The organism is Nonomuraea sp. NPDC049684, from assembly GCF_044465345.1.
Lineage (GTDB): Bacteria > Actinomycetota > Actinomycetes > Streptosporangiales > Streptosporangiaceae > Nonomuraea.
Genome location: NZ_JBITLO010000004.1, coordinates 160731 through 180366, shown reverse-complemented (window position 1 = coordinate 180366; position 19636 = coordinate 160731). Strand labels below are relative to the sequence as shown.

The 19636-nt window shown below is 73.4% G+C and carries 19 protein-coding genes; 13 read left to right on the top strand and 6 right to left on the bottom strand.

Annotated features, from left to right (window positions below; all coding sequences use genetic code 11):
- The first annotated feature begins 247 nt into the window (after positions 1 to 247).
- On the top strand, positions 248 to 442 hold the full coding sequence (locus tag ACIBST_RS14795) for a hypothetical protein (RefSeq protein WP_397171943.1): 195 nt from the start codon (positions 248 to 250) through the stop codon (positions 440 to 442).
- Here the strand turns inward: ACIBST_RS14795 and ACIBST_RS14790 are convergent, their stop codons facing one another.
- Positions 443 to 694, bottom strand: a complete 252-nt coding sequence (locus ACIBST_RS14790; protein WP_397171941.1) for a hypothetical protein — start codon at positions 692 to 694, stop codon at positions 443 to 445.
- A gap of 29 nt (positions 695 to 723) precedes the next feature.
- Positions 724 to 1452, bottom strand: a complete 729-nt coding sequence (locus tag ACIBST_RS14785) for a L,D-transpeptidase (protein WP_397171939.1) — start codon at positions 1450 to 1452, stop codon at positions 724 to 726.
- A 90-nt stretch (positions 1453 to 1542) separates the two neighbouring features.
- Between ACIBST_RS14785 and ACIBST_RS14780 the strand changes: the two genes are divergently transcribed.
- Genes ACIBST_RS14780 through ACIBST_RS14770 form a run of 3 tightly spaced genes read left to right on the top strand, consistent with a single transcriptional unit; the run spans position 1543 to position 5244 of the window.
- Positions 1543 to 2226 (top strand): response regulator transcription factor, encoded by a 684-nt coding sequence (locus tag ACIBST_RS14780; protein ID WP_397171937.1) that lies wholly within the window; start codon positions 1543 to 1545, stop codon positions 2224 to 2226.
- Complete coding sequence (locus ACIBST_RS14775) at positions 2223 to 3998, top strand: sensor histidine kinase (RefSeq protein WP_397171935.1); 1776 nt, start codon at positions 2223 to 2225, stop codon at positions 3996 to 3998. The genes ACIBST_RS14780 and ACIBST_RS14775 overlap by 4 nt, the downstream gene beginning before the upstream one ends.
- Positions 3999 to 4029: 31 nt before the next feature.
- Complete coding sequence (locus ACIBST_RS14770) at positions 4030 to 5244, top strand: ROK family protein (protein ID WP_397171934.1); 1215 nt, start codon at positions 4030 to 4032, stop codon at positions 5242 to 5244.
- A gap of 86 nt (positions 5245 to 5330) precedes the next feature.
- Here the strand turns inward: ACIBST_RS14770 and ACIBST_RS14765 are convergent, their stop codons facing one another.
- Positions 5331 to 5549 carry a hypothetical protein gene (locus ACIBST_RS14765; RefSeq protein WP_352327660.1) on the bottom strand — a complete coding sequence of 73 codons (219 nt, stop codon included), beginning with the start codon at positions 5547 to 5549 and terminating at the stop codon, positions 5331 to 5333.
- 433 nt (positions 5550 to 5982) lie between these two features.
- Here ACIBST_RS14765 and ACIBST_RS14760 point away from each other — a divergent pair, with 433 nt between their 5' ends.
- The 5 genes from ACIBST_RS14760 to ACIBST_RS14740 all read left to right on the top strand — a co-directional run bounded on the left by ACIBST_RS14760 (position 5983) and on the right by ACIBST_RS14740 (position 13817).
- Positions 5983 to 7302, top strand: coding sequence for a cellulose binding domain-containing protein (locus ACIBST_RS14760; RefSeq protein WP_397171929.1), 1320 nt, complete (start codon positions 5983 to 5985; stop codon positions 7300 to 7302).
- A gap of 351 nt (positions 7303 to 7653) precedes the next feature.
- Positions 7654 to 8664: a ketoacyl-ACP synthase III family protein gene (locus tag ACIBST_RS14755; RefSeq protein WP_397171927.1), complete on the top strand. Its 1011-nt coding sequence runs from the start codon at positions 7654 to 7656 to the stop codon at positions 8662 to 8664.
- The gene (locus ACIBST_RS14750) at positions 8661 to 8918 is read left to right on the top strand and encodes an acyl carrier protein (RefSeq protein ID WP_397171925.1); all 258 of its coding nucleotides are present in this window, start codon (positions 8661 to 8663) and stop codon (positions 8916 to 8918) included. The genes ACIBST_RS14755 and ACIBST_RS14750 overlap by 4 nt, the downstream gene beginning before the upstream one ends.
- 20 nt (positions 8919 to 8938) lie before the next feature.
- Positions 8939 to 9982 carry a ketoacyl-ACP synthase III family protein gene (locus ACIBST_RS14745; protein WP_397171924.1) on the top strand — a complete coding sequence of 348 codons (1044 nt, stop codon included), beginning with the start codon at positions 8939 to 8941 and terminating at the stop codon, positions 9980 to 9982.
- A gap of 22 nt (positions 9983 to 10004) precedes the next feature.
- Positions 10005 to 13817, top strand: coding sequence for a type I polyketide synthase (locus tag ACIBST_RS14740; RefSeq protein WP_397171922.1), 3813 nt, complete (start codon positions 10005 to 10007; stop codon positions 13815 to 13817).
- 84 nt (positions 13818 to 13901) lie between these two features.
- Here ACIBST_RS14740 and ACIBST_RS14735 read toward each other — a convergent pair whose 3' ends face one another.
- Positions 13902 to 14489, bottom strand: coding sequence for a TetR/AcrR family transcriptional regulator (locus ACIBST_RS14735; protein ID WP_397171920.1), 588 nt, complete (start codon positions 14487 to 14489; stop codon positions 13902 to 13904).
- An 85-nt stretch (positions 14490 to 14574) separates the two neighbouring features.
- On the opposite strand from ACIBST_RS14735, the gene ACIBST_RS14730 reads away from it, so the two are divergent.
- Entirely contained in the window at positions 14575 to 15534 is a 960-nt protein-coding gene (locus ACIBST_RS14730) for an alpha/beta fold hydrolase (protein WP_397171918.1), read from the top strand.
- 37 nt (positions 15535 to 15571) lie between these two features.
- On the opposite strand, the gene ACIBST_RS14725 is transcribed toward ACIBST_RS14730, so the two are convergent.
- Entirely contained in the window at positions 15572 to 16024 is a 453-nt protein-coding gene (locus ACIBST_RS14725) for a MarR family winged helix-turn-helix transcriptional regulator (protein ID WP_397171916.1), read from the bottom strand.
- A 63-nt stretch (positions 16025 to 16087) separates the two neighbouring features.
- Here ACIBST_RS14725 and ACIBST_RS14720 point away from each other — a divergent pair, with 63 nt between their 5' ends.
- Complete coding sequence (locus tag ACIBST_RS14720) at positions 16088 to 17212, top strand: FAD-dependent monooxygenase (RefSeq protein WP_397171914.1); 1125 nt, start codon at positions 16088 to 16090, stop codon at positions 17210 to 17212.
- A gap of 88 nt (positions 17213 to 17300) precedes the next feature.
- Here ACIBST_RS14720 and ACIBST_RS14715 read toward each other — a convergent pair whose 3' ends face one another.
- Positions 17301 to 17834: a hypothetical protein gene (locus ACIBST_RS14715; RefSeq protein ID WP_397171912.1), complete on the bottom strand. Its 534-nt coding sequence runs from the start codon at positions 17832 to 17834 to the stop codon at positions 17301 to 17303.
- Positions 17835 to 17921: 87 nt separating this feature from the next.
- On the opposite strand from ACIBST_RS14715, the gene ACIBST_RS14710 reads away from it, so the two are divergent.
- Together ACIBST_RS14710 and ACIBST_RS14705 are read left to right on the top strand one after the other, a co-directional pair.
- Positions 17922 to 18971, top strand: coding sequence for a sensor histidine kinase (locus ACIBST_RS14710; protein WP_397171910.1), 1050 nt, complete (start codon positions 17922 to 17924; stop codon positions 18969 to 18971).
- Complete coding sequence (locus tag ACIBST_RS14705; RefSeq protein ID WP_397171908.1) at positions 18968 to 19606, top strand: response regulator; 639 nt, start codon at positions 18968 to 18970, stop codon at positions 19604 to 19606. Before ACIBST_RS14710 ends, ACIBST_RS14705 begins: the two co-directional genes overlap by 4 nt.
- Positions 19607 to 19636 lie beyond the last annotated feature (30 nt).

The window sequence follows — 19636 nt, the reverse complement described above, 5'->3', positions numbered from 1 at the left end:
CCCGCAAACGGGGTCGAAAGGCGCGAAAGACGCGGACGGGCAAGCACATCCGTCGCAGGACCTCGGAGGACGGCGAGGTCGGCAGCGCGACGGGAAAGGCCCGGTCCGCGGGCGTCGTCGCGGAGGACGGCCCGGAAAAAGAAGGCCCCCGCCGGGGTAGGGCCCCGGCGGGGGACACGCGGCGTCACGGACGCCGCGTCGTGCGCGGACAGCGAGGGCGTGGCCGCCCCGCACGTGGCGCCGTGTCGTGCGCGGTCAGGACGGCATGGCCGCCGCGCACGTGGCGCGGCGGTGGGTGGTCAGGGACGGTGTGGCCGCCCCGGTCGCCGCCCGCACGTCGCGCCGCGGCGTCCGGGCCCGGCTCCCGCCCGTGATGGCCAGGCCGCCGACGCGGCCGACGGGCAGGAGAGGCGGGACGTCACGCGGCGGCGACGGGTCGTGATCAGCCGGTGTAACGCGGCTTGACGGCGACCGGCTCCTTAGGCCCCGCCGTCCGCTCCACGGTGGGCCGGCCTTCGGCGGGCACCGGGGCGGGCGCCGGGGAGGTGACCGCGGCGGGCACTGCGGCGGGCACCGCGGCAGGCACCGCGGCGGGCTTCTTGGGCTCGGCCGAGGCCGTTCCCGAGAGCCCGGCGAGGCCCGCCGCGAGGGCCAGCGCCGCGACGCCGCCGACGAGCATGGTTCTGATCTTCATAGGGTTCCTCTCATCCTTCGAGCAGGGCCTCAGCCCTTGACGACGACCGGGGTGCCGATCGCCAGGTTCTTCGCCATCCAGGTGATGTCGTCGTTGCTGACCCGGACGCAGCCGTGGCTGGCCCGCGTGCCGATGGCGGAAGGCTTGTTCGTCCCGTGGATCGCGAGCTGGCCGGGGCCGCCGGCGAAGCTCTTCAGCACCGGCGAGAAGCCGCTCAGCCCGAAGGCGTAGGCGCCGTAGGCCCCGCCGTCGCCGGTGGGCCTCACCAGCTCGGTGAAGAAGTAGCGGCCCGGAGGCGTCGGCGTGCCGGCCTCGCCGGTCGCGACCTTGCCCGTCCTGACGGGCCGGTCGCCGTCGTAGACCGTGAAGCGGAACGCGCGGCGGTCGATCTCCACGCGGTGGGACGTCTCCGCGAGCGTCACGTCGGCGGCCTTGATCCAGCCCTTGCTGCCGTTGGGCCGGACCGGCAGCAGCACCTGGAGCCAGTCGCCCTCGTCGCGTTCCACCAGGAAGACGCGGGTCGCGCCGTAGTCGTTGGGACTGGCGATCGTCCGCTGGGCCGCGCCCTGTCTGCCCCGGTAGATCGTGATCCGTGCCCCCTTGACGCTCGCGATCTTCGACCTGGCAGTGCTCGCCGCAGTGCTCGCCGTGGTGGTCGCGGGATCGGGTCGCACGGCACTGTCCGCGCTGCCCGCGCAGCCCGCCGCCAGGAGGGCGAGTGCCGTCGCCGCGGCCGTACGAAGCAGGTTGGTTCTCACCCGGCGCAGCCTGGCGGCAGAATGTGTGGAACCTGTTTGCCTGTCATGCGGATCCCGTATGCACTCGTGGCGGGCGCATAACCTCGGGCCATGTGCGCGTACGTGCTGGTCGCCGAGGACGACCCCAAGCAGGCCGAACTGCTCAGGCGCTACCTGGAGCGGGAGGGCCACGAGGTCCGCGTCGTGCACGACGGGCGTTCGGCGATCGACGAGGCCCGGCAGGGTGACCCCGCCCTCGTGCTGCTCGACGTGATGATGCCGAAGGTCGACGGGCTGGACGTCTGCCGGGTGCTGCGCGCCGAGTCCGACCTGCCGATCCTGATGCTGACGGCCAGGTCCACCGAGGACGACCTGCTGCTCGGGCTCGACCTCGGCGCCGACGACTACATGACCAAGCCGTACAGCCCGCGCGAGCTGATGGCCCGCGTGCGCACGCTGCTGCGCCGCACCGGCAGGTCGCCGGAGGCGGGCCGGCTGTTCCGGGCGGGCGACCTGGTCGTGGACCCGGTCAGGCACACCGTCACCGTGGCGGGCACGCCGGTCGACTGCACGCTCGCGGAGTTCCGGATCGTCGAGACGCTGGCCGCCGAGCCGGAACGGGTGTTCACCAGGAAGCAGCTGCTGGAGCGCGTCCACGGCTTCGACCGGTTCATCACCGAGCGCACGGTCGACGTGCACGTGATGAACCTGCGCAGGAAGATCGAGCCCGACCCGCGCCGCCCGTCCCGGCTGCTGACCGTGTACGGCGTCGGCTACAAGCTGACCCACGCATGAGGTCGCTGTTCGTCAGGCTGCTCACGAGCTCGGCCGTCGTGGCGGTCTGCTCGATCACGGCGACGGCCTGGCTGGCCGCCAACAGCACCTCCGGCGCCATCCAGCGCGAGCAGGGCCAGACGCTGGCCAGCGACGCCCAGATCAACAACAGCCTGCTCGGTTACGCAGCCCGCCATCCCGACTGGTCCGGCGTCGCGGCCACCGTGCGCGACCTCGCCGCCGCCAACAGCCGCCGCATCGCGCTGACCACCGAGAAGGGCGCCCTCATCGCGGACTCGGCGGCCGCCGGGACCCCGCTGCCCGCCCGGGTGTCGGCCGTCGTCGATCCGCTGGCCGTGGACGTGACCCTGGTGCCGGGGGCGGCGAAGGACCGCATCGATCCGCGCGCGGTGGGCCCCTTCCTGCTGCCCGACCGTGACCGCGTCCGGCTGGGGAAGGCCGCCGACGCCTACGCCGCCTGCATGAGACGTACCGGTCAGCCCGTCCGGACGGTCGTCTCCCACACCGGCAGGCCGTCCGTGACGACGACCGGCGAGGGCGTCCCGCAGGAGCCGAGCCCGGCCCCGGCGGTGACGGCCCCCTGCGACGCGGCCGCCTTCAACACGCCGACGCGCACCGAGAAGGCCGCGTTGAAGCAGCTCAACCTCCTGGTCGGCAGGTGCCTGAAGGGCAAGGGCGCGGAACGCGGCTCGGTCGGCCTGGACCTCACCTGGGTCGCGAAGGAGAAGCGGCCGGCGTCCTCGGCCGCCGAACCCGGCCAGACGATCTCCTCGTGCATCGCCGCCGCCCGCAAGGAACAGCTCGATCCCTACGTCGCCCCCGCCGCCTACCTGTACATCGGATCCCCGTCCGAGGCCGCCGGGCCGCGCATCCCGCTGCCCTCGATCGCCGGGGCCGCCCTCCTCGTGCTCGTGCTGACCGTCGGCGTCAGCGTCATGGCGGCCAGGCGCCTGGTCGGCCCGGTCAACGCGCTCACCCACGCCGCCCGGCGGATGCGCGACGGGGACAGCTCCGCCCGCGTCCAGGTCAGGACGACCGGCGAGATCAGCGAGCTGGCCACCGCGTTCAACGAGATGTCCGAGCACCTCCAGCGCATGGAGGAGCAGCGCAAGGCCATGGTCAGCGACGTCTCCCACGAGTTGCGCACCCCGCTGAGCAACCTCAGGGGCTGGCTGGAGGCGGCCCAGGACGGCGTCGCCGAGCTCGACCCCGCGCTGATCGCCTCCCTGGTCGAGGAGCTCCTGCTGCTGCAGCACATCGTGGACGACCTCCAGGACCTCGCCCTCGCCGACGCGGGCAAGCTGCGCCTGCACCTCGAACCCGTGCACCTCGGCGACCTCCTCGACCAGGTGGCCACCGCCCACCGGGGCCGCGCCGAGGCCGCCGGGCTCACCCTGACCGCCGGTGGCGCCGCCGCCCCCACCCTGACCGCCGACCCCGTACGGCTGCGCCAGGCCGTCGGGAACCTCGTCACCAACTCCCTGCGCTACACGCCGCCCGGCGGGCACATCACGCTGGACGCCCGCCAGGACGGCGACCACGTGGTCATCGAGGTGACCGACACGGGGATCGGCATCCGCGCCGAGCACCTTCCGCACGTCTTCGACCGGTTCTGGCGGGCGGAGAAGTCGCGCAACCGCCGCACCGGCGGCAGCGGCCTCGGCCTCGCGATCGTCCGCGACCTGGCCGAGGCGCACGGCGGCACCGCCACGGCCGCCAGCACCCCGGGCGTCCGCACCACCTTCGCCTTGCGCCTTCCGGCGCGACCGTGATCCTGTGAGGACACGTCCTAGGGTGACGGAGATGACGGGATCGGCGGTGGGCGTGCGGACGCAGGAGCAGATGCGGCAGCGGAACCTGAGCGAGGTGCTGCGCCGCGTCCACGACGAGGGTGCGGTGTCCCGCGCCGCGCTGAGCCGCCGGATGGGCCTCAACCGCAGCACCATCATGGACCTGACCGCCGAACTCGCCGCGGCCGGGCTCGTCCGCGAGGGCGTGCCCGCCGGGCGGGGCCGGGCGGGGCGGCCGTCCATCGTCGTCATGCCCGAGCAGGGCACGGTGTACGGGCTGGCGTTCGACGTCGCCGTGGACCGGCTGGTCGCGGCCCGCGTCGGGCTGGGCGGCCGGGTCCTCGACCGCAGGGAGGCGGTCCGCGCCCGCGCCGGGGTCGACCTGGAGGACGTCGTCGGGGTCCTGGCCGCGTTCGGCCGCGAGCTGGTCGCCGGGGCGGCGCCGGGCGCGTTGTGCGTGGGGGTCGGCGCCTCGTACTGCGGGTTGATCAGGCGGACCGACGGCACCGTGCGGTACGGGCCGCACCTCGGCTGGGTGGACCAGGCGTTCGGCACGGAACTCGGGGCGGGGCTCGGCCTCGGGCTGCCCGTCGAGGTGGGCAACGAGGCGCACATGGGGGCCGTCGCCGAGCACGTGCGCGGCGCGGGACGAGACGTCGACGACCTCGTCTACCTGCACGGGGACGTCGGCGTCGGCGGCGGCATCATCGTCGGCGGCGACCTCCTGGACGGCGACACGGGCTACGGCTGCGAACTCGGGCACATGCTGGTCAACCCGTTCGACGGCCGGCCTTGCCTGTGCGGGTCGCGCGGCTGCCTGGAGGCCGAGGTGGGGGAGGAGGCGCTGCTCGACTACGCGGGACGCTCCGGCGACCTCGTCGGCCGCGACGGCATCCGGTCCGTCGTCGCCCTCGCCCGGGCCGGTGACGGCAGGGCGCGGGACGCCCTCGACCGCGTCGGCGACTGGCTCGGCGTCGGCGTCGTCAACCTCATCAACCTGTTCAACCCGGCGCTCGTGGTCTTCGGCGGGATGCTGCGCGACGTCTATCCGGGCGCCGAGCCGCGCGTCCGCGCCCGGATCGACGCGCATGTGCTGCCGGTGTCGCGGGAACGGGTGCGCCTGGCCGTGACGGCCCTGGGCGACGACACCACGCTCGCCGGAGCCGCCGAGCTCGCCTTCGCCGGCCTCCTGGACAACCCCCTCACGACCCTGGCCGCCCTCCGCTGAGCCGGCCGTCCGGCGTCCGGCGGTCGCGGCGGGCGCACGCGCCCCCGGTTCGATCCGCGGGCCCGGGGGGCGTGCGCCTCACGGGGTCACGCGTAGAGGAAGTAGTAGCTGTACTTGCTCTCCCACTGGCATGAATAGTCGTCCCACCAGTTCTGGTCGACGCCCTGGGTGCCGATCCGCTCGCACTCCGCGTGCTCCCTGAAGACGCCCGCCAGTTTCTCGGCGTTCGCCGGGGCGGCGCCGATCGTCAGCGACACTCCAAGGACCATGACGGCCGAGACGAGAACAGCGCGTGCCTTTCGCATTCGTCCTCCTGCGACTGGGGAGATCATGTCGGTGGACATTATCACTCACCGCTCCGGCGGGATTGTCGCGGCGGAATCGCGGGCCGTCAGGTCATGAAAGTTTCATCGGCGTGAAAGACGCCGCGGGGATGTATCCGACCGGCTGTGCATGCCATGGATCATCTGGGGCCGTCTCCGCGCCTTACAGCCCCAAAGTACGATTTATGCCGCTTTCCCGTTCTAAAGGAAACGAAACTTCGAAAACTTTGACCACCGTCGCGTAGGTGTCATATCGTCTCCCCGCCCATATCGATGTGAGCCGCGACACTCGAACAGGACGTTGTTCTCACAGGAGCTACAGGTCGGCGTGCTCATCACGGCCGCCCTGCCATCGGACGAGACACGGACGGCCACCCGGGGAAGCGGCGACCATCCGACCAACCGGAGTCGCACCATGCAAGCTCGAATCCGCACGGCCGCCGTCGGCCTGGCGATGACCGTGCTGGCCGCCGTCGGTGTGCCGGCGGCCATCGCGCCGCCGGCGCACGCGACGCAGACGATCACCGACATCGCCTACGCGCCCGCGCAACCGGCCGGCAGCAGAGGGCATCTGCTGGATCTCTACCTGCCCGCCACCGGCATCACGCCACGCCCCCTGATCATCTGGCACACCGGCTCGGCGTGGAGCAGCGACGACGGCAAAGCCGGCGCGGACGCCATCGCCGCGATCTTCAACCCGCTGGGCTTCGCGGTGGCCGGCGTCAGCGTCCGCTCCAGCGCCCAGGCGATCTTCCCGGCCCAGGTGCACGACATCAAGGCGGCGATCCGCTGGCTGCGCGCGAACGCCGCCACGTACCAGCTCGATCCCGGCCGATTCGCGATCATGGGCGACTCCTCGGGCGGCTGGCTGACGGAGATGGCCACGCTGTCCGGCGGCGTCTCGGCGCTGGAGGGCGGCATCGGCACGACCGGCGTCTCCAGCGCCGTGCAGACCGGGCTCGCCTTCTACAGCCCGACCGACTTCCTGCAGATGAACGCGCAGAACCTGCCGACCGGCGGGCTGGACCACAACTCGCCCGCCTCGCCGGAGTCCCTGCTGGTCGGCTGTCCCATCCAGACCTGCCCGGCCACGGTGGCCCAGGCCAACCCGATGACCTACGTCGACGCCAACGACCCGCCGCTGATGTTCCTGCACGGCCAGGCCGACTTCCTGGTGCCGCACGGGCAGAGCGTGCTGCTCTACAACAAGATCAAGGCTCAGTGCGGGTCGGCCACCTTCGTCTCGGTGCCCGGCGCCGACCACATGATGCCGCAGATCATGGACCCCGCCCATTACGGCACGCAGACCGTCCGCACCACCAAGAACTGCGGCGAGACCGTCGGCACCGGCACCCTCGACCCCACCTGGCCCAACTTCACGACCTTCCTGCGCGGCGGGCTCAAGATGGGCACCTCCTGCGAGGTCACCTACGCCACCGAGGTCTGGAACGGCGCGTTCAACGGCAGCCTGACCATCAGGAACACCGGCACGACGCCCATCTACGGCTGGACCGTCACGTGGGCCTGGACGGGCAACCAGCAGATCACCAACGCCTGGAACGCCACGGTGACCCAGACCGGCACGCAGGTGACCGCCCGCGACGCCGGCACCAACACCTACATCGGCCCCGGCTCCAGCCAGAGCCTCGGCTTCTCTGCGTCCGTCACCGGGACGAACGACATTCCCGCCCAGTTCAAGCTCAACAACCTCCTCTGCACGAGAGTGCCCGCCTGAGACGACCGGGGTTCCGTCGCCGCGGTTTCCCGAATTTCATTCGGCGAATCCGCGGCGGGGAGCCGAATAGCGGCTTTCCCTTATTGCGCCACGTTCCGTCGAACCTTGGTCACGGAAGGTCGCGGATCACGATATTGCTTTATTCGGCGGGCCGCCCCTATCCTTACCCGGGACGGCCCGCCGGCGCATTTACCGTCGTATTCACCGACCGGCCGGGGGCCACGTGACTCCTGGCCGGAAATAAATCGGATAAGCGCTTTTCCCTGTCGAGGGCCGTTGTCCGGGATTCGTCGATGAGTTAGGGGGCGTGTGCGTACACCCAACATGTTCGTCAGGAGCCTGGGCGTTTACGTGCCTGACAGCGTGAGCGTCGAGCAGGCCGTCCGCGAGGGCTGGTACCCGGCCGCGGACGCCGAGAGGTTCCGGCAGATCGGCGCGGCGGTGGCCGGCGACATGCCGGCGCCGGAAATGGCGCGGCTCGCGGTCCTGGACGCCTACGAGCGGTGGGGCGAGTCCTCCCCGCGCGAACTGGACCTGCTGCTCTACCCGTCGGTCTGGCACCAGGGCCCCAACGGCTGGCAGCCCCAGCACTACCTGCAGATGCACCTCCTCGGCGGCGGCGTGCCGGCGCACGAGATCCGCAGCGGCTGCGTCGGGATGATCAGCTCGCTGGAACTGGCGGCGAGCTACCTCCAGGCCGCCGCCGACCGGCAGACGGCCATGGTGGTCTCCGCCGACAACCACGGCACTCCGCTGGTGGACCGCTGGCGGATGACCCCCGGGGCGCTGATCGGCGACGCCGCGGCCGCGCTCGTCCTCGGCAAGGACTACGGCATGGCCGAGCTGCTGTCGGTGAACATGACGGTGATCCCGGAGGCCGACGCCGTCAACGACGGCGCCTACCCGCTCTTCCCCCCGGACGCCACCGTCGGCAGGGGGCTGAGCTTCGGCGACCGGCACGAGGAGTTCCGGCAGCGGCTGCTCAAGTCGCAGGGCACCGGCATCCACCTGACGATCCAGAAGACGATGATGCAGCAGGTCGAGCAGACCCTGGACGAGGCCGGGATCGGCTTCGCCGACATCACCCGGGTGGCCTTCCCGCACGGCCGCCGCGAGGACCTGGACGGGCAGATGTCCTGGCTGGGCATCGACGAGGACCAGACGACCTGGGACTACGGCCGCCGCGTCGGCCACTGCGGCGCGGTCGACCAGTTCATCGCCTTCGAGCACCTGATCGCGACCGGCGGGCTGGTGCCCGGCGACCACCTGCTCATGGTCGGCTTCGGCTCCGGCACGTCGGTCGCCGCGGCGGCGTTCCGCGTCCTGTCCACCGCTCCCGTCACGAGAGGAGCCCGCGCGTGAGCGACGACGACCTCGCGCGGCGGCTGGTCGACTTCGTCCAGGACAACCTCGTCCTGGACGGCGACGACGTCGAGGTGGACGAGACGACCCCGCTCCTCGTGTCGGGCCTGCTGGACTCCCTGCGCACGGCACGGCTGCTGAACTTCCTCAGGAAGGACGTCGGCGTCCGGATCACCGCCGCCATGCTCGACCCCGAGAACTTCAGGGACGTCGCGACCATCGTGACGATGGTCAGACAACTCCAATCCGCTTAGCCGGGACGAGGACGGAAGTCATGCGGTACGCGGACACCTACATCGGCGGCGTGGGAACCTACCTGCCCCGGACCGTCGTCAGCGTCGAGAAGGCCGTCGCCAAGGGCTGGTACCCGGCGGCGGACGCCGAGCTGCACAACCTGGCCGGGGCGGTGGTCGCCGGCGACGTGCCGGCTCCGGAGATGGCCCTGCACGCGGCGCGCAGCGCGATCAAGCGCAGCGGCCGGGCGCCGGGCGACCTCGACCTCCTCCTGTACGCCTCGACCTGGCACCAGGGCCCGGACGGCTGGCCCCCGCACTCCTACCTGCAACGCCATCTCGTCGGCGGGGACGTCCTGGCCACCGAGATCCGGCAGGGCTGCAACGGGATGTTCATCGCCCTGGAACTGGCGGCCGGCCACCTGGCCGCCGCTCCCGGCAGGCAGGCCGCCCTGCTGGTCACCGCCGACAACTACGGCACCCCGCTGATGGACCGGTGGCGGATGGGCCCCGGCTACATCGGCGGGGACGCCGCCGCCGCGCTCGTCCTCACCAAGGACCGCGGGTTCGCCCGCCTGGCGTCGGTCTGCACGACGACGGTGGCCGAGGCCGAGGAGCTGCACCGGGGCAGCGAACCGCTGTTCCCGCCGGGCGTCACGGTCGGGCGCCGGATGAGCTTCGCGGCCCGCAACGAGCAGTTCCGGCAGCAGGTCATGCCCCAGGGCGAGGCCGGCGCGGCGTTGTTCAACATCCAGCGGGCGCTGATGGAGATCGTCGAGCGCGTTTTGGACGAGAGCGGGATCGAGGCCCGCGACCTGGCCCGCGTGGCGTTCATGAACTACTCCGAGGAGATCGTCGAACAGCGGTGCATGGCCGTGGTCGACCTGCCCATGTCCCGCTCCACCTGGGACTACGGCCGCACCATCGGCCACTGCGGGGCCGGCGACCAGGTCCTGTCCCTCGACCACCTGCTCACGACCGGGCAGCTGGGCCCCGGCGACCACCTGCTCATGCTCGGCACCGGGCCAGGGGTGACCGTCTCCGGCGCCGTGCTCGAAATCCTCGAAACTCCTCATTGGGCCTGACACCGAAGGGAAACGAACGCAGATGGTCGACACTCCGCGCGGCGCCAGGGTGGAACCAGTCGCGGTGGTCGGGATCGGATGCCGTCTTCCCGGCGACGTCCACTCGCCGGACGAGTTCTGGGACCTGCTGTGCGCCGGCCGCAACACGACCGGGCCGCTGCCCGCCGGACGCTGGCGCCGCTACGAGACCCGCAGCCCCGAGGACGCCGCCGCGCTGCGCGACGCCGTGCGGCACGGCAGCTTCCTGAGCGACATCGAGGGCTTCGACGCCGAGTTCTTCGGCCTGTCGCCCCGCGAGGCCGAGCTGATGGACCCCCAGCAGCGGATCCTCATGGAGACCGCGTGGGAGGCCCTGGAGCACGCCGGCCTGCCGCCGCACGAGCTGGCCGGGACCGACGCCGGGGTGTTCGTCGGCGTCTGCACGGCCGACTACGGCGGCCGGCTGCTGGAGGACCTGCCCGAGATCGAGGCGTGGACCGGGATCGGCGCCGCGACCTGCGCCGTGGCCAACCGCATCTCCTACTCCCTCGACCTGCGCGGCCCCAGCATGGCGATCGACACCGCCTGCTCGGCGTCGCTGGTCGCGCTGCACCTGGCCGCGCAGAGCCTGCGGCTCGGCGAGAGCGACGTCGCCCTCGCCGGCGGCGTCAACCTGCTGGTCACCCCCGGCCAGACCCTCACGCTCGGCACCGCCGGCGCGCTGGCGCCCGACGGGCGGTCGAAGTCGTTCGACGCGGCGGCCGACGGCTACGGCCGCGGCGAGGGCTGCGGCGTGGTCGTGCTCAAGCGCCTGTCCGACGCGCAGCGCGCCGGCGACCGCGTGCTCGCGCTGGTCATCGGCAGCGCCGTGAACCAGGACGGGCACACCAACGGCATCATGGCGCCGTGCGGCGAGGCCCAGGAGCACGTGATGAACCGGGCCTGCAGGCAGGCGGGCGTCGCGCCGTCCACGGTCGACTACGTCGAGGCGCACGGCACCGGCACCCGGCTCGGCGACCCGCTGGAGGCGGGCGCGCTGTCCTCGGTGTACGGCGCGGGGCGGCCCCCGGGCGACCCGTGCCTGATCGGCTCGGTGAAGTCCAACATCGGCCACCTCGAAGGCGCCGCCGGCATCGCCGGGGTCATCAAGGCGGTGCTCGCCCTCGACCGCGGGGAGATCCCGCCGAGCGTGCTGTCCGCGCTCAACCCGGCCGTCCCGTGGGAGTCCTCGGGCCTGCGCGTGGTGACGCGGCGATCGTCCTGGCCGCAGCGCGACCACCCGCGCCGGGCGGGCGTCTCCAGCTTCGGGTACGGGGGCACCGTCGCGCACATCGTGCTCGAACAGGCCCCGCCGCCCCGGCACGCGCAGGCGGAGGAGGCGGCTCCCCGGGCGGAGCGGCTCTTCCCGCTGTCGGCCGCGTCGGAGCAGGCCCTCCGTCAGTACGCGGGCCGGCTCGCCGATCACCTGGGCACGGGCGTCGACCCGGCGTCGGCGGGGCACACGCTGGCGCTGCGGCGCACCCATCTGCCCCGCCGCGCCGTCGTGATCGGGACGGACGGCGACGAGCTGGCGGCCCACCTGCGCAGGCTCGCCGACGACGTGCCGGCCGAGGCGGTGCTCACCGGCGACGTGCTGCCCGAGCTCGGCCCCGGGCCGGTCTGGGTGTTCTCGGGGCAGGGCTGCCAGTGGCGCGGGATGGGGCGGGAACTGCTCGCCGTGCCGGACTTCGCGTCCCTGGTCGACGAGGTGGAGCCGATCTTCGCCGAGGAGATCGGCTTCTCGCCGCGGCAGGTCCTGGCCGACGGCGAGCTCGACTCGATCGACCGCGTGCAGACCATGATCTTCGTGATGCAGCTCGGCCTCGCCCGGCTCTGGAACGCGTACGGGGTCGCTCCGCGGGCCGTCATCGGCCATTCCGTCGGCGAGATCGCGGCGGCGGTGACGGCCGGCGCGATGACCGTCGCCGACGGCGCCCGCCTGATCTGCCGCCGCTCGCGGCTGCTGCGGCAGGCCGAGGGCAAGGGGGCCATGGTGATGGTCGGCCTGTCCTTCGAGGAGGCGGCGGAGCGGCTGGCCGGCCGGACCGACCTGGTGGCCGCGATCTCGTCGTCGCCGGTCTCCACCGTGCTGTCCGGCGACGTCGCCGCGGTCGAGGCGGTGGTGGAGGACTGGCCGGCCGAGGGCATCGTGGTGCGGCGGGTGGCCTCGGACGTCGCCTTCCACAGCCCGCACATGGACCCGCTGGCCGTCGAGCTGGCCGCCGCCGTCGCCGACCTGTCGTTCGGGCCGCCCCGCATCCCCATGTACACGACCGCGCTGGCCGACCCCCGGGCGATGCCCGTGCCGGACGGCGCGTACTGGGCGGCGAACCTGCGCGACCCCGTGCGGCTGACCGCGGCGGCGACGGCCGTGGCCGAGGACGGCCACCGCGTGTTCCTGGAGATCTCCCCCCACCCGGTGGTCGCGCACTCCGTCACCGAGACGCTGTCGGAGCACGGGTTCGAGGACGTGTTCGTCGGCACCTCGCTGCGCCGGAACCAGCCGGAGCTGCCGGCCTTCCTGGCCGCGGTGGGCACGGCGCACTGCCACGGCGTCGAGGTGGACTGGAACCGGCTGCAGCCGTACGGCGGCCTCACCGACCTGCCGCCGTACGCCTGGCAGCACCGCCGCCACTGGCGCGAGGGCTCCGGCGACGACGACAACCGCGGGCACGACGTGCGCTCCCACACCCTGCTCGGAGCCGTGACCAGCCTCGCCGGCAGCCGCACCCGCGTGTGGCGGACCAGCCTGGAGGACGCCAACCGGCCCTACCCGGGCAGCCACACCCTCAACGGGGTCGAGATCGTGCCCGCCGCCGTGCTGGTCAACACGTTCCTGCACGCGGCCGAGGACGAGGACGTCACGCTCACCGGCGTGGAGATGACGCATCCGCTGATGACCGCGGAACGCCGGCAGGTCCAGGTCGTGCACGAGCCTCCGGCGGTCCGGCTCGCGGCCCGCACGCCGGCCGCCCCCGGCGAGCCCGAACCGGCCTGGCTGGTGCACGTCACCGCCGACGTGGCCGCTCCCGGCCAGGTCAAGCCCGACGTGCTGCCCGACGCCGGCGCTCTGACCGCGATCGACCCCGGGTTCGTGCATCAGCGGCTGGCCGCCGTCGGCGTGCCCTCGACGGGCTTCGACTGGACGATCGAGACGCTGCTGGGCGGCGACGGCGCGCTGCGCGCCACCGTCCGCACCGGGGACGCCGGGAGCTGGGCCCCGGCGCTGGACGCGGCGATGTCCGTGGCGCCCTGCGTGTTCCCCGGCGATCCGGTGCTGCGCATGGTCGTGCACATCGACGAGGTCGTGCTGACCGGCGCCCCGCCCGCGACGGTGGTCATCGACGCGGCCGTGGACCAGGGCGCCGACGACACCGTCCGGGCGCTGCTGGCCGACCTGGACGGCCGGGTGGTGGGACACCTCACGGGGCTGCGCTACCCGGTGATCGACGCGCCCGTCCCGGCCGAGGACGAGCTGGGCGGGCCCGCCGAGTCGTTCGCCGGGCTGGCGGCGGAGGATCTGCGCGACCGCGTCCTGCCCGAGGTGCGGGCGGAGATCGCGGCCGTGATGCGGCTGGCCCCCGAGGACCTGGCGGTCCGCCGTCCGCTGGTCGAGCAGGGGCTGGACTCGGTGATGACGGTCATGGTGCGGCGGCGTCTGGACAAGCGCTTCGGCTGCCGCCTGCCCGCGACCCTGCTGTGGCAGCAGCCCACCATCTCCGCGATCGCGGACCGGCTGGTGGAGCTGCTCGCGGCCGCCGGGCCGGAGGCGGCGGCGGAGGCCGTACCGGAGGGACTGCCCGCGATCGGCGGATGAGAGCGCCGCGGGCGGCCCGGCGGACGATCTCCCCGGGCCGCCCGCGGCGTCCCGTTGGGAGACCCGCCGGCCGGCGGCGTTCGGTCAGGAGCTCGCCGGTCGGTCGAGCCGGCGGAGCTGGTGGTCGAGGACCGCGGTCGCCTCCGCGATGTCCAGTTCCCCGACCAGCACCCCGTCGGCCAGCCCGCGCGCGAGCGCGAGCAGCACGTGAGCCTCCGCGCCCGCCTCGACGCCGGGGTCCGCGGCGGTGGCGGCCACGAGCGCGGCGATCTCGCGGTGCACCGCGTCGCCGCCCGCGCGGTACAGCTCGCGTACGTCGGGCTCGGCGACGGCCCTGGCCAGGAACGCGTGCCCGGCCAGCAGCAGCACCGGAGCGCGCGAGCCCAGCTCGACGACGGCGAGCAGCGTGCGCCGCAGCGTGTCGGCCGGCCCGGCGGCCTCCCGCAGCGCCGCGCGGACATGGCCTTCGATCTCCTGCCTGAGCAGCTGCGCGCTCGCGCGCATCAGGTCGGCCTTCGCCCCGAAATAGTGCTGCACGAGCCCCTTGGAGACGCCGGCCTCCTGGGCGACCCCTCCGATGCTCACACCGGCCAGGCCGTCGCGGGCGCACAGCCGGAGCGCGGCGTGGGCGATCTCGGCCCGCCGCGCCGCGTGGTCCACCTGCTTCGGCACGGCCCCCCTTCCTTTGCGATACGAGTGTATCGTGACATTGTTGCGATACGATCGTATCGCGAAGGGCGAACGAAGGATGCCGCACGTGAACGACCCTGTGGAAGCCAACATCGGAGCCGAGTTCCGCGCGCGGCGGCTCGGCCACTTCCGCGACGCCCCCGCCTTCGCGCGCTACCGCCGCGCCTACGACGACGCCATGGCCCGGCTCCCCGAACCCGGGCAGACCCACGACGTGGTGACCGGCTTCGGATCCGTCCGGGTCTACCGTTTCGGCGGCGGCGACGGCGTGCCGCTGCTCCTGCTGCCGGGGCGCACCTCGGCCACCCCGATGTGGGAGGCGAACCTGGCCGGCCTCGTCGCCCGGCGGCCGGTCTACACCGTCGACCTGCTCGGCGAGCCCGGCCTGTCGGTGCAGACCCGGGCGTTCGGCGGCGCGGACGACCAGGCGACCTGGCTGGCCGAACTGCTGGACCGGCTCGGCCTCGGCCGGGTGCACCTGGTCGGGGTGTCCATCGGCGGGTGGAGCGCCTTCCACCTGGCCCTGCGCGTGCCGGAGCGGATCGCCTCGGTGAGCGTGCTCGATCCCGCCAACCTGTTCGGCCGGATCACCTGGAAGGTCGTCGTCTTCTCGCTGGGCTCGGTGGTGCCGTTCTTCCCCGAGTCGTGGCGCAGGAAGCTGCTGAGCTGGATCTCCGGCGGGGCCGACGCCTCCGCCGACGAGCCCGTCGCCAACCTGATCTCGTCCGGGATGCGGGACTTCACCGCCTTCCTGCCGCCGCCCGCGTACCCCACGGACGAGCAGGTGGCCGGGCTGGACGTGCCGGTGCTCGCGCTGATCGCCGGGCGCAGCATCATCCACAACCCGCGCAAGGCCGCCCTGCGTGCCCGCCGCCTGCTCGGCAGGGGCGTCGTCGAGTTGTGGCCGGACGCCTCCCACGCCCTCAACGGCGAGTTCCCCGACCGCGTCAACAGCCGCGTCCTCGCCTTCGCCGACGAGATCGACAGCGCCGGCGACAGCGCCGGGGGCGCCGCCGACACGCACTGACGCCGCGATCCGGCATGCCAGGCGCTGCCGGGGCGCCTCAGCCGGACTCCTCGCGGATCTCCTTGGTGGCCGAGCGGTAGGCGCGGGCGACGCCGGCGAGGAGGCCCAGCATCAGCGGCACCTGCTCCTGCGCGAACTGGCCGCGGATCTGCTCCAGGTGCCGCTCGGAGGTGACGCGGGTGGCGTGGTACTCGGCCATGCCGTCCTCCAGCAGCTCCACCGTGACCATGCGCCGGTCGCGCTCGCCGCGCACCCGCCGTACGTAGCCGGCCTTCTCCAGGCGGTCGATGAGCCGGGTCGCGGACGCGGACGGCAGCCCCAGCTCCTCCGAGATCGCCCCCACCGGGAGGGGACCGCGCATCTCCAGCAGGATGAGCGCCGCCACGTCCACATGGTGCACGCCGAGCCGGTCGGCGATGGCCTCGATGTGCAGCATGACCGCGATCAGGAACTCGCGGTAGACGTCCGCTTCTGGGTGGTTGTCGGTCACTCGCCCCAATGTACTTCACAGCGATGTATCTTTGAATCGAAGTAACTTCGTTTTGGAGATAAAATGAACGTTGTCGTCATCGGCGCCGGAGTGGGCGGCCTGGCCGTCGCGCGCAGCCTGCTCGCCGCCGGCCACCAGGTGCGGATCTACGAACAGGCCACCACCATGCGCACGGGCGGCGCCGGGCTGAGCATCTTCAGCAACGGCGCCGCGGTGCTGCACGACCTCGGCGTCACCCTTGACGGCGTCGGCGGCCGGTTCGACCGGATCGACGCGCTGACCGCGGACGGCCGGCTGCGGCTCACCTCCGACATGGCCCACGCGGCCGCGCTCTACGGTTTCCCGAACAAGTCGGTCTCCCGCCGTCTCCTGCTGGAACGGCTGGCCGACGGGCTGCCGGGCGACCTGATCCGCTACGGCACGGCCTGCCGCACCGTGACCCAGGACGGCGACCGGGTGACCGCGACCTTCGACGACGGCTCGACGGCCACCGGCGACCTGCTGATCGGCGCCGACGGCCACCACTCGGTCGTCCGGCGCGAGTTGTGGGGCGACGTGCCCGTCCGGACGGCCACGTTCGGCACCTGGCAGGCCCTGAGCCGGATCGACATCGACCTCGCCCGCACCCATCTGCACCTCATGATCACCGGTAAGGAAGGTGCCTGCGGGATCATCCCCGCCGGCGACGGCAAGCTCCAGTGGTGGTTCGACGTGCGCTGGGCCCCCGGCGAGCCGCGCCCCGCCGCGCCCCTGGCCGAGCTGCGGCGCCGCTTCGGGCACTGGGCGTCGCCCGTCCCCGAGCTGCTCGCCCAGGCGTCGGAGGCCGACCTCGACTTCTTCGGCCACCACTGGCAGAAGGTGCGCAAGGAGTGGGGCAAGGGCCGCGTCACCCTGCTCGGCGACGCCGCCCACCTCATGCCGCCCACCCTCGGACAGGGCGCCAACCAGACCCTGGAGGACGTCTGGGTGCTCGGCCGCGAGCTGGCCAAGGGCGGCGACCCGGCGCAACGGCTGCGCGCCTACGAACGGGCCCGCTACCCGCACGTCAACCTGGTGTCCAGGCTGGCCCGGCGCAGCCCCGCCAACTGGCGCATCCCGCCGTTCGTCGGCCGGATGGTCTCCGAGACGTCCCAGAGCGGGTTGCTCGCCCGCTTCAGCAACCGCCTCACCGCCGCCCTCGCCCACTGAGAGCGGGCACGCCGGGTCGCGGGCTCCGGCGCCGGTGGTAGGCGTAGGTGACGGCGGCGAGCAGCGGCCCCCACAGCAGGAGCGGAAGTTAGCAGACGGCGAAGATCGCGGCCTCCCAGCCGCCCGCCTGGCTGGGGAAGTCCGGCGGGATCGGCTCGCCGCGCATGGTCACCCCGGCGAGCTCGGTCACGAAGGCCGCGGTCCACAGGACCGTGAGAATCACGGCGCCCGACGCCGCCGGAACGACGGCGGCCGGCGTCGGCACCCTGCGGCCACGCAACCCGGGGACCCAGCGGGGAAACCGCTCACCCCACGCGGCCACCAGCCCGACGGCGGTGAACGCCGCCAGCTCCGACACGATCGACAGGAGCACGACGTACAGCCGTTCACCGAGCCCGATCCCGCGGTCGAACGCCGCGGGCAACCGCCAGAGGCTGGACGGCAGCACGGTGAACGGCACGGCGTAGGCGGCGATCCGCGCCCAGCGGGGCACCCCGGCCACCGGCGCGTGGGCGGCCCGCCACGCCGTGCGCAGCCGCCCACCGGTCACCGGCGATCCCGCGGTCGCGGCGGCCACGGGGAGCGGCGCCGCGGCGCCGCGCGAACGATCAGTTCTCGTCATGGCGCTCACGCTAGGAACGACCGGGCCGCCCTGCCTCCCCCCGGCGGGGGAGTGCGGCCCCGGCGGCGTCGGCTAACGTCGGTCCACGTGAAACGCCCTCTCGCCCAGGCCGCGCGGGCCGGGGTCTACCAGCTCCTGGGCGCCGCGCTGCTGGCTCCGGTCGCCGCCGGGCTCGGCCTGCCGATCCTGGCCGAGCCGACGCCGGGCCGCCTGCTGGCGCTGTGGGCGGCGTGCCTGCCCGCCTCGGTGCTGCTCGCGCTGCTGCCGCTGACCCGCCGCCTGGAGGTGATCGCGCTGTCGGACCTGCTCGACGTGGACGTGCCCGAACGCGGTGACCGCCTCTACCTGGTGGCCCTGTCCAGCCTGCACCTGTACGTCGGCGGGACGCTCAGCGCGGCCGTCCTGGCGTTGTCCCCCGGCCTGCTGCCGCGGGCGTGGCAGGCGGCGCCCGGCCAGGTGGCCGAGGTGCTGCTGCTCATCGCCGTCGTGCTGGCCGCGATGGTCGCCGCCGGGCTCGGCCAGCGCTGGGTCGCGCGGCGGCTGCTGCGTTCCGAGCCGTCCCGGCTGATCGACGAGCTGGACCGCCGCCAGTCGCTCGCCCTGGAGCTGCACGACTCCGTCGGCCACGCACTCAGCGTCGTCCTGGTGCAGGCCATGGCGGCCGAGGCGGCGCTGCGCCGCGCCGCCCCCGAGCTCGCCGCCCAGTCGCTCGGCCACCTGACGACCACCGCCCGCAACGCTCAGCAGGAGCTCGACGTGCTGCTCGGCGTGCTCGACGACGGCGCGGCCGGCCGGACGCCCACCCTGGAGGCGCTCGGCACGCTCACCCGCGGCCTCGACGTCCGGGTCAGCGTCGGCCACCTCGGCAAGGTGTCGCCCACGACCTCGCGGGCCGCGTTCGCGATCGCCAGGGAGGCGCTCACCAACGCCCTGCGGCACGGGCACGGCCCGGTCACGCTCGCCGTCGCCGCCGCCGCCGAACTGACCCTGACCATGGACAACGCGACCCTGAGCAGGCCGGGGGAGCCGGGGCGCGGCCTTACCGGCATGCGCATGCGGGCCCGGCTCGCCGGCGGGACGTGCACCTGGGAGGAGGTGGGCGGAACGTGGCGCGTCCGGGCGAGCCTGCCGCTGTGATCCGGGTCGTCCTGGCCGACGACGAGCAGCTCATCCGCTCGGGCTGGGCGACCATGCTCTCCCTGCACGACGACATCGAGGTGACGGCCGAGGCCGCCGACGGACGAGCGGCGGTCACGGCCGGCGCCGGCGCGGACGTCGTGCTGATGGACATCCGCATGCCGGTCATGGACGGCCTGGCCGCGACCCGGGAGCTGGCCCGCCGCTCGCCGAGGACGCGCGTCGTCATGGTCACCACGTTCGAGAGCGACCAGCTCGTCTGGGGCGCCCTGCGCGCGGGAGCCGCCGGCTACGTGCTCAAACGCTCGCCCGCCGGCGAGCTGGTGGAGGCGGTCCGCCTGGTGCACCGGCGCGACGCGGTGCTCTTCCCCGACGCGCTGCGCCGCATCGCCTCGCCGCACGTGGGCAGCGCCCGCCAGAGCCTGCCCGTCGAGCCGACGCCGCGCGAGCTGGACGTCCTGCGGCACATCGCGCTCGGGCGAAGCAACGCGGAGATCGCCGCCGCGCTGCACGTCACCAGGGAGACGGTCAAGACGCACGTCGGCAACCTCCTGGACAAGCTCGGCGCCCGCGACCGCACCCAGGCGGCGGTGCTCGCCTACGAGCTCGGCCTCGTCGGCCCGGTCGGGGAATGATCCCTCTCAGGAGGGAGGCGGGGTACCGCA

Excerpts from the sequence above, each read along its gene's own strand:
- ACIBST_RS14790 (WP_397171941.1), bottom strand. The coding sequence starts at position 694 with ATGAAGATCAGAACCATGCTCGTCGGCGGCGTCGCGGCGCTGGCCCTC.
- ACIBST_RS14780 (WP_397171937.1), top strand. The coding sequence starts at position 1,543 with ATGTGCGCGTACGTGCTGGTCGCCGAGGACGACCCCAAGCAGGCCGAA.
- ACIBST_RS14775 (WP_397171935.1), top strand. The coding sequence starts at position 2,223 with ATGAGGTCGCTGTTCGTCAGGCTGCTCACGAGCTCGGCCGTCGTGGCG.
- ACIBST_RS14770 (WP_397171934.1), top strand. The coding sequence starts at position 4,030 with ATGACGGGATCGGCGGTGGGCGTGCGGACGCAGGAGCAGATGCGGCAG.
- ACIBST_RS14765 (WP_352327660.1), bottom strand. The coding sequence starts at position 5,549 with ATGCGAAAGGCACGCGCTGTTCTCGTCTCGGCCGTCATGGTCCTTGGA.
- ACIBST_RS14760 (WP_397171929.1), top strand. The coding sequence starts at position 5,983 with ATGCAAGCTCGAATCCGCACGGCCGCCGTCGGCCTGGCGATGACCGTG.
- ACIBST_RS14745 (WP_397171924.1), top strand. The coding sequence starts at position 8,939 with ATGCGGTACGCGGACACCTACATCGGCGGCGTGGGAACCTACCTGCCC.
- ACIBST_RS14740 (WP_397171922.1), top strand. The coding sequence starts at position 10,005 with ATGGTCGACACTCCGCGCGGCGCCAGGGTGGAACCAGTCGCGGTGGTC.
- ACIBST_RS14720 (WP_397171914.1), top strand. The coding sequence starts at position 16,088 with ATGAACGTTGTCGTCATCGGCGCCGGAGTGGGCGGCCTGGCCGTCGCG.
- ACIBST_RS14715 (WP_397171912.1), bottom strand. The coding sequence starts at position 17,834 with ATGACGAGAACTGATCGTTCGCGCGGCGCCGCGGCGCCGCTCCCCGTG.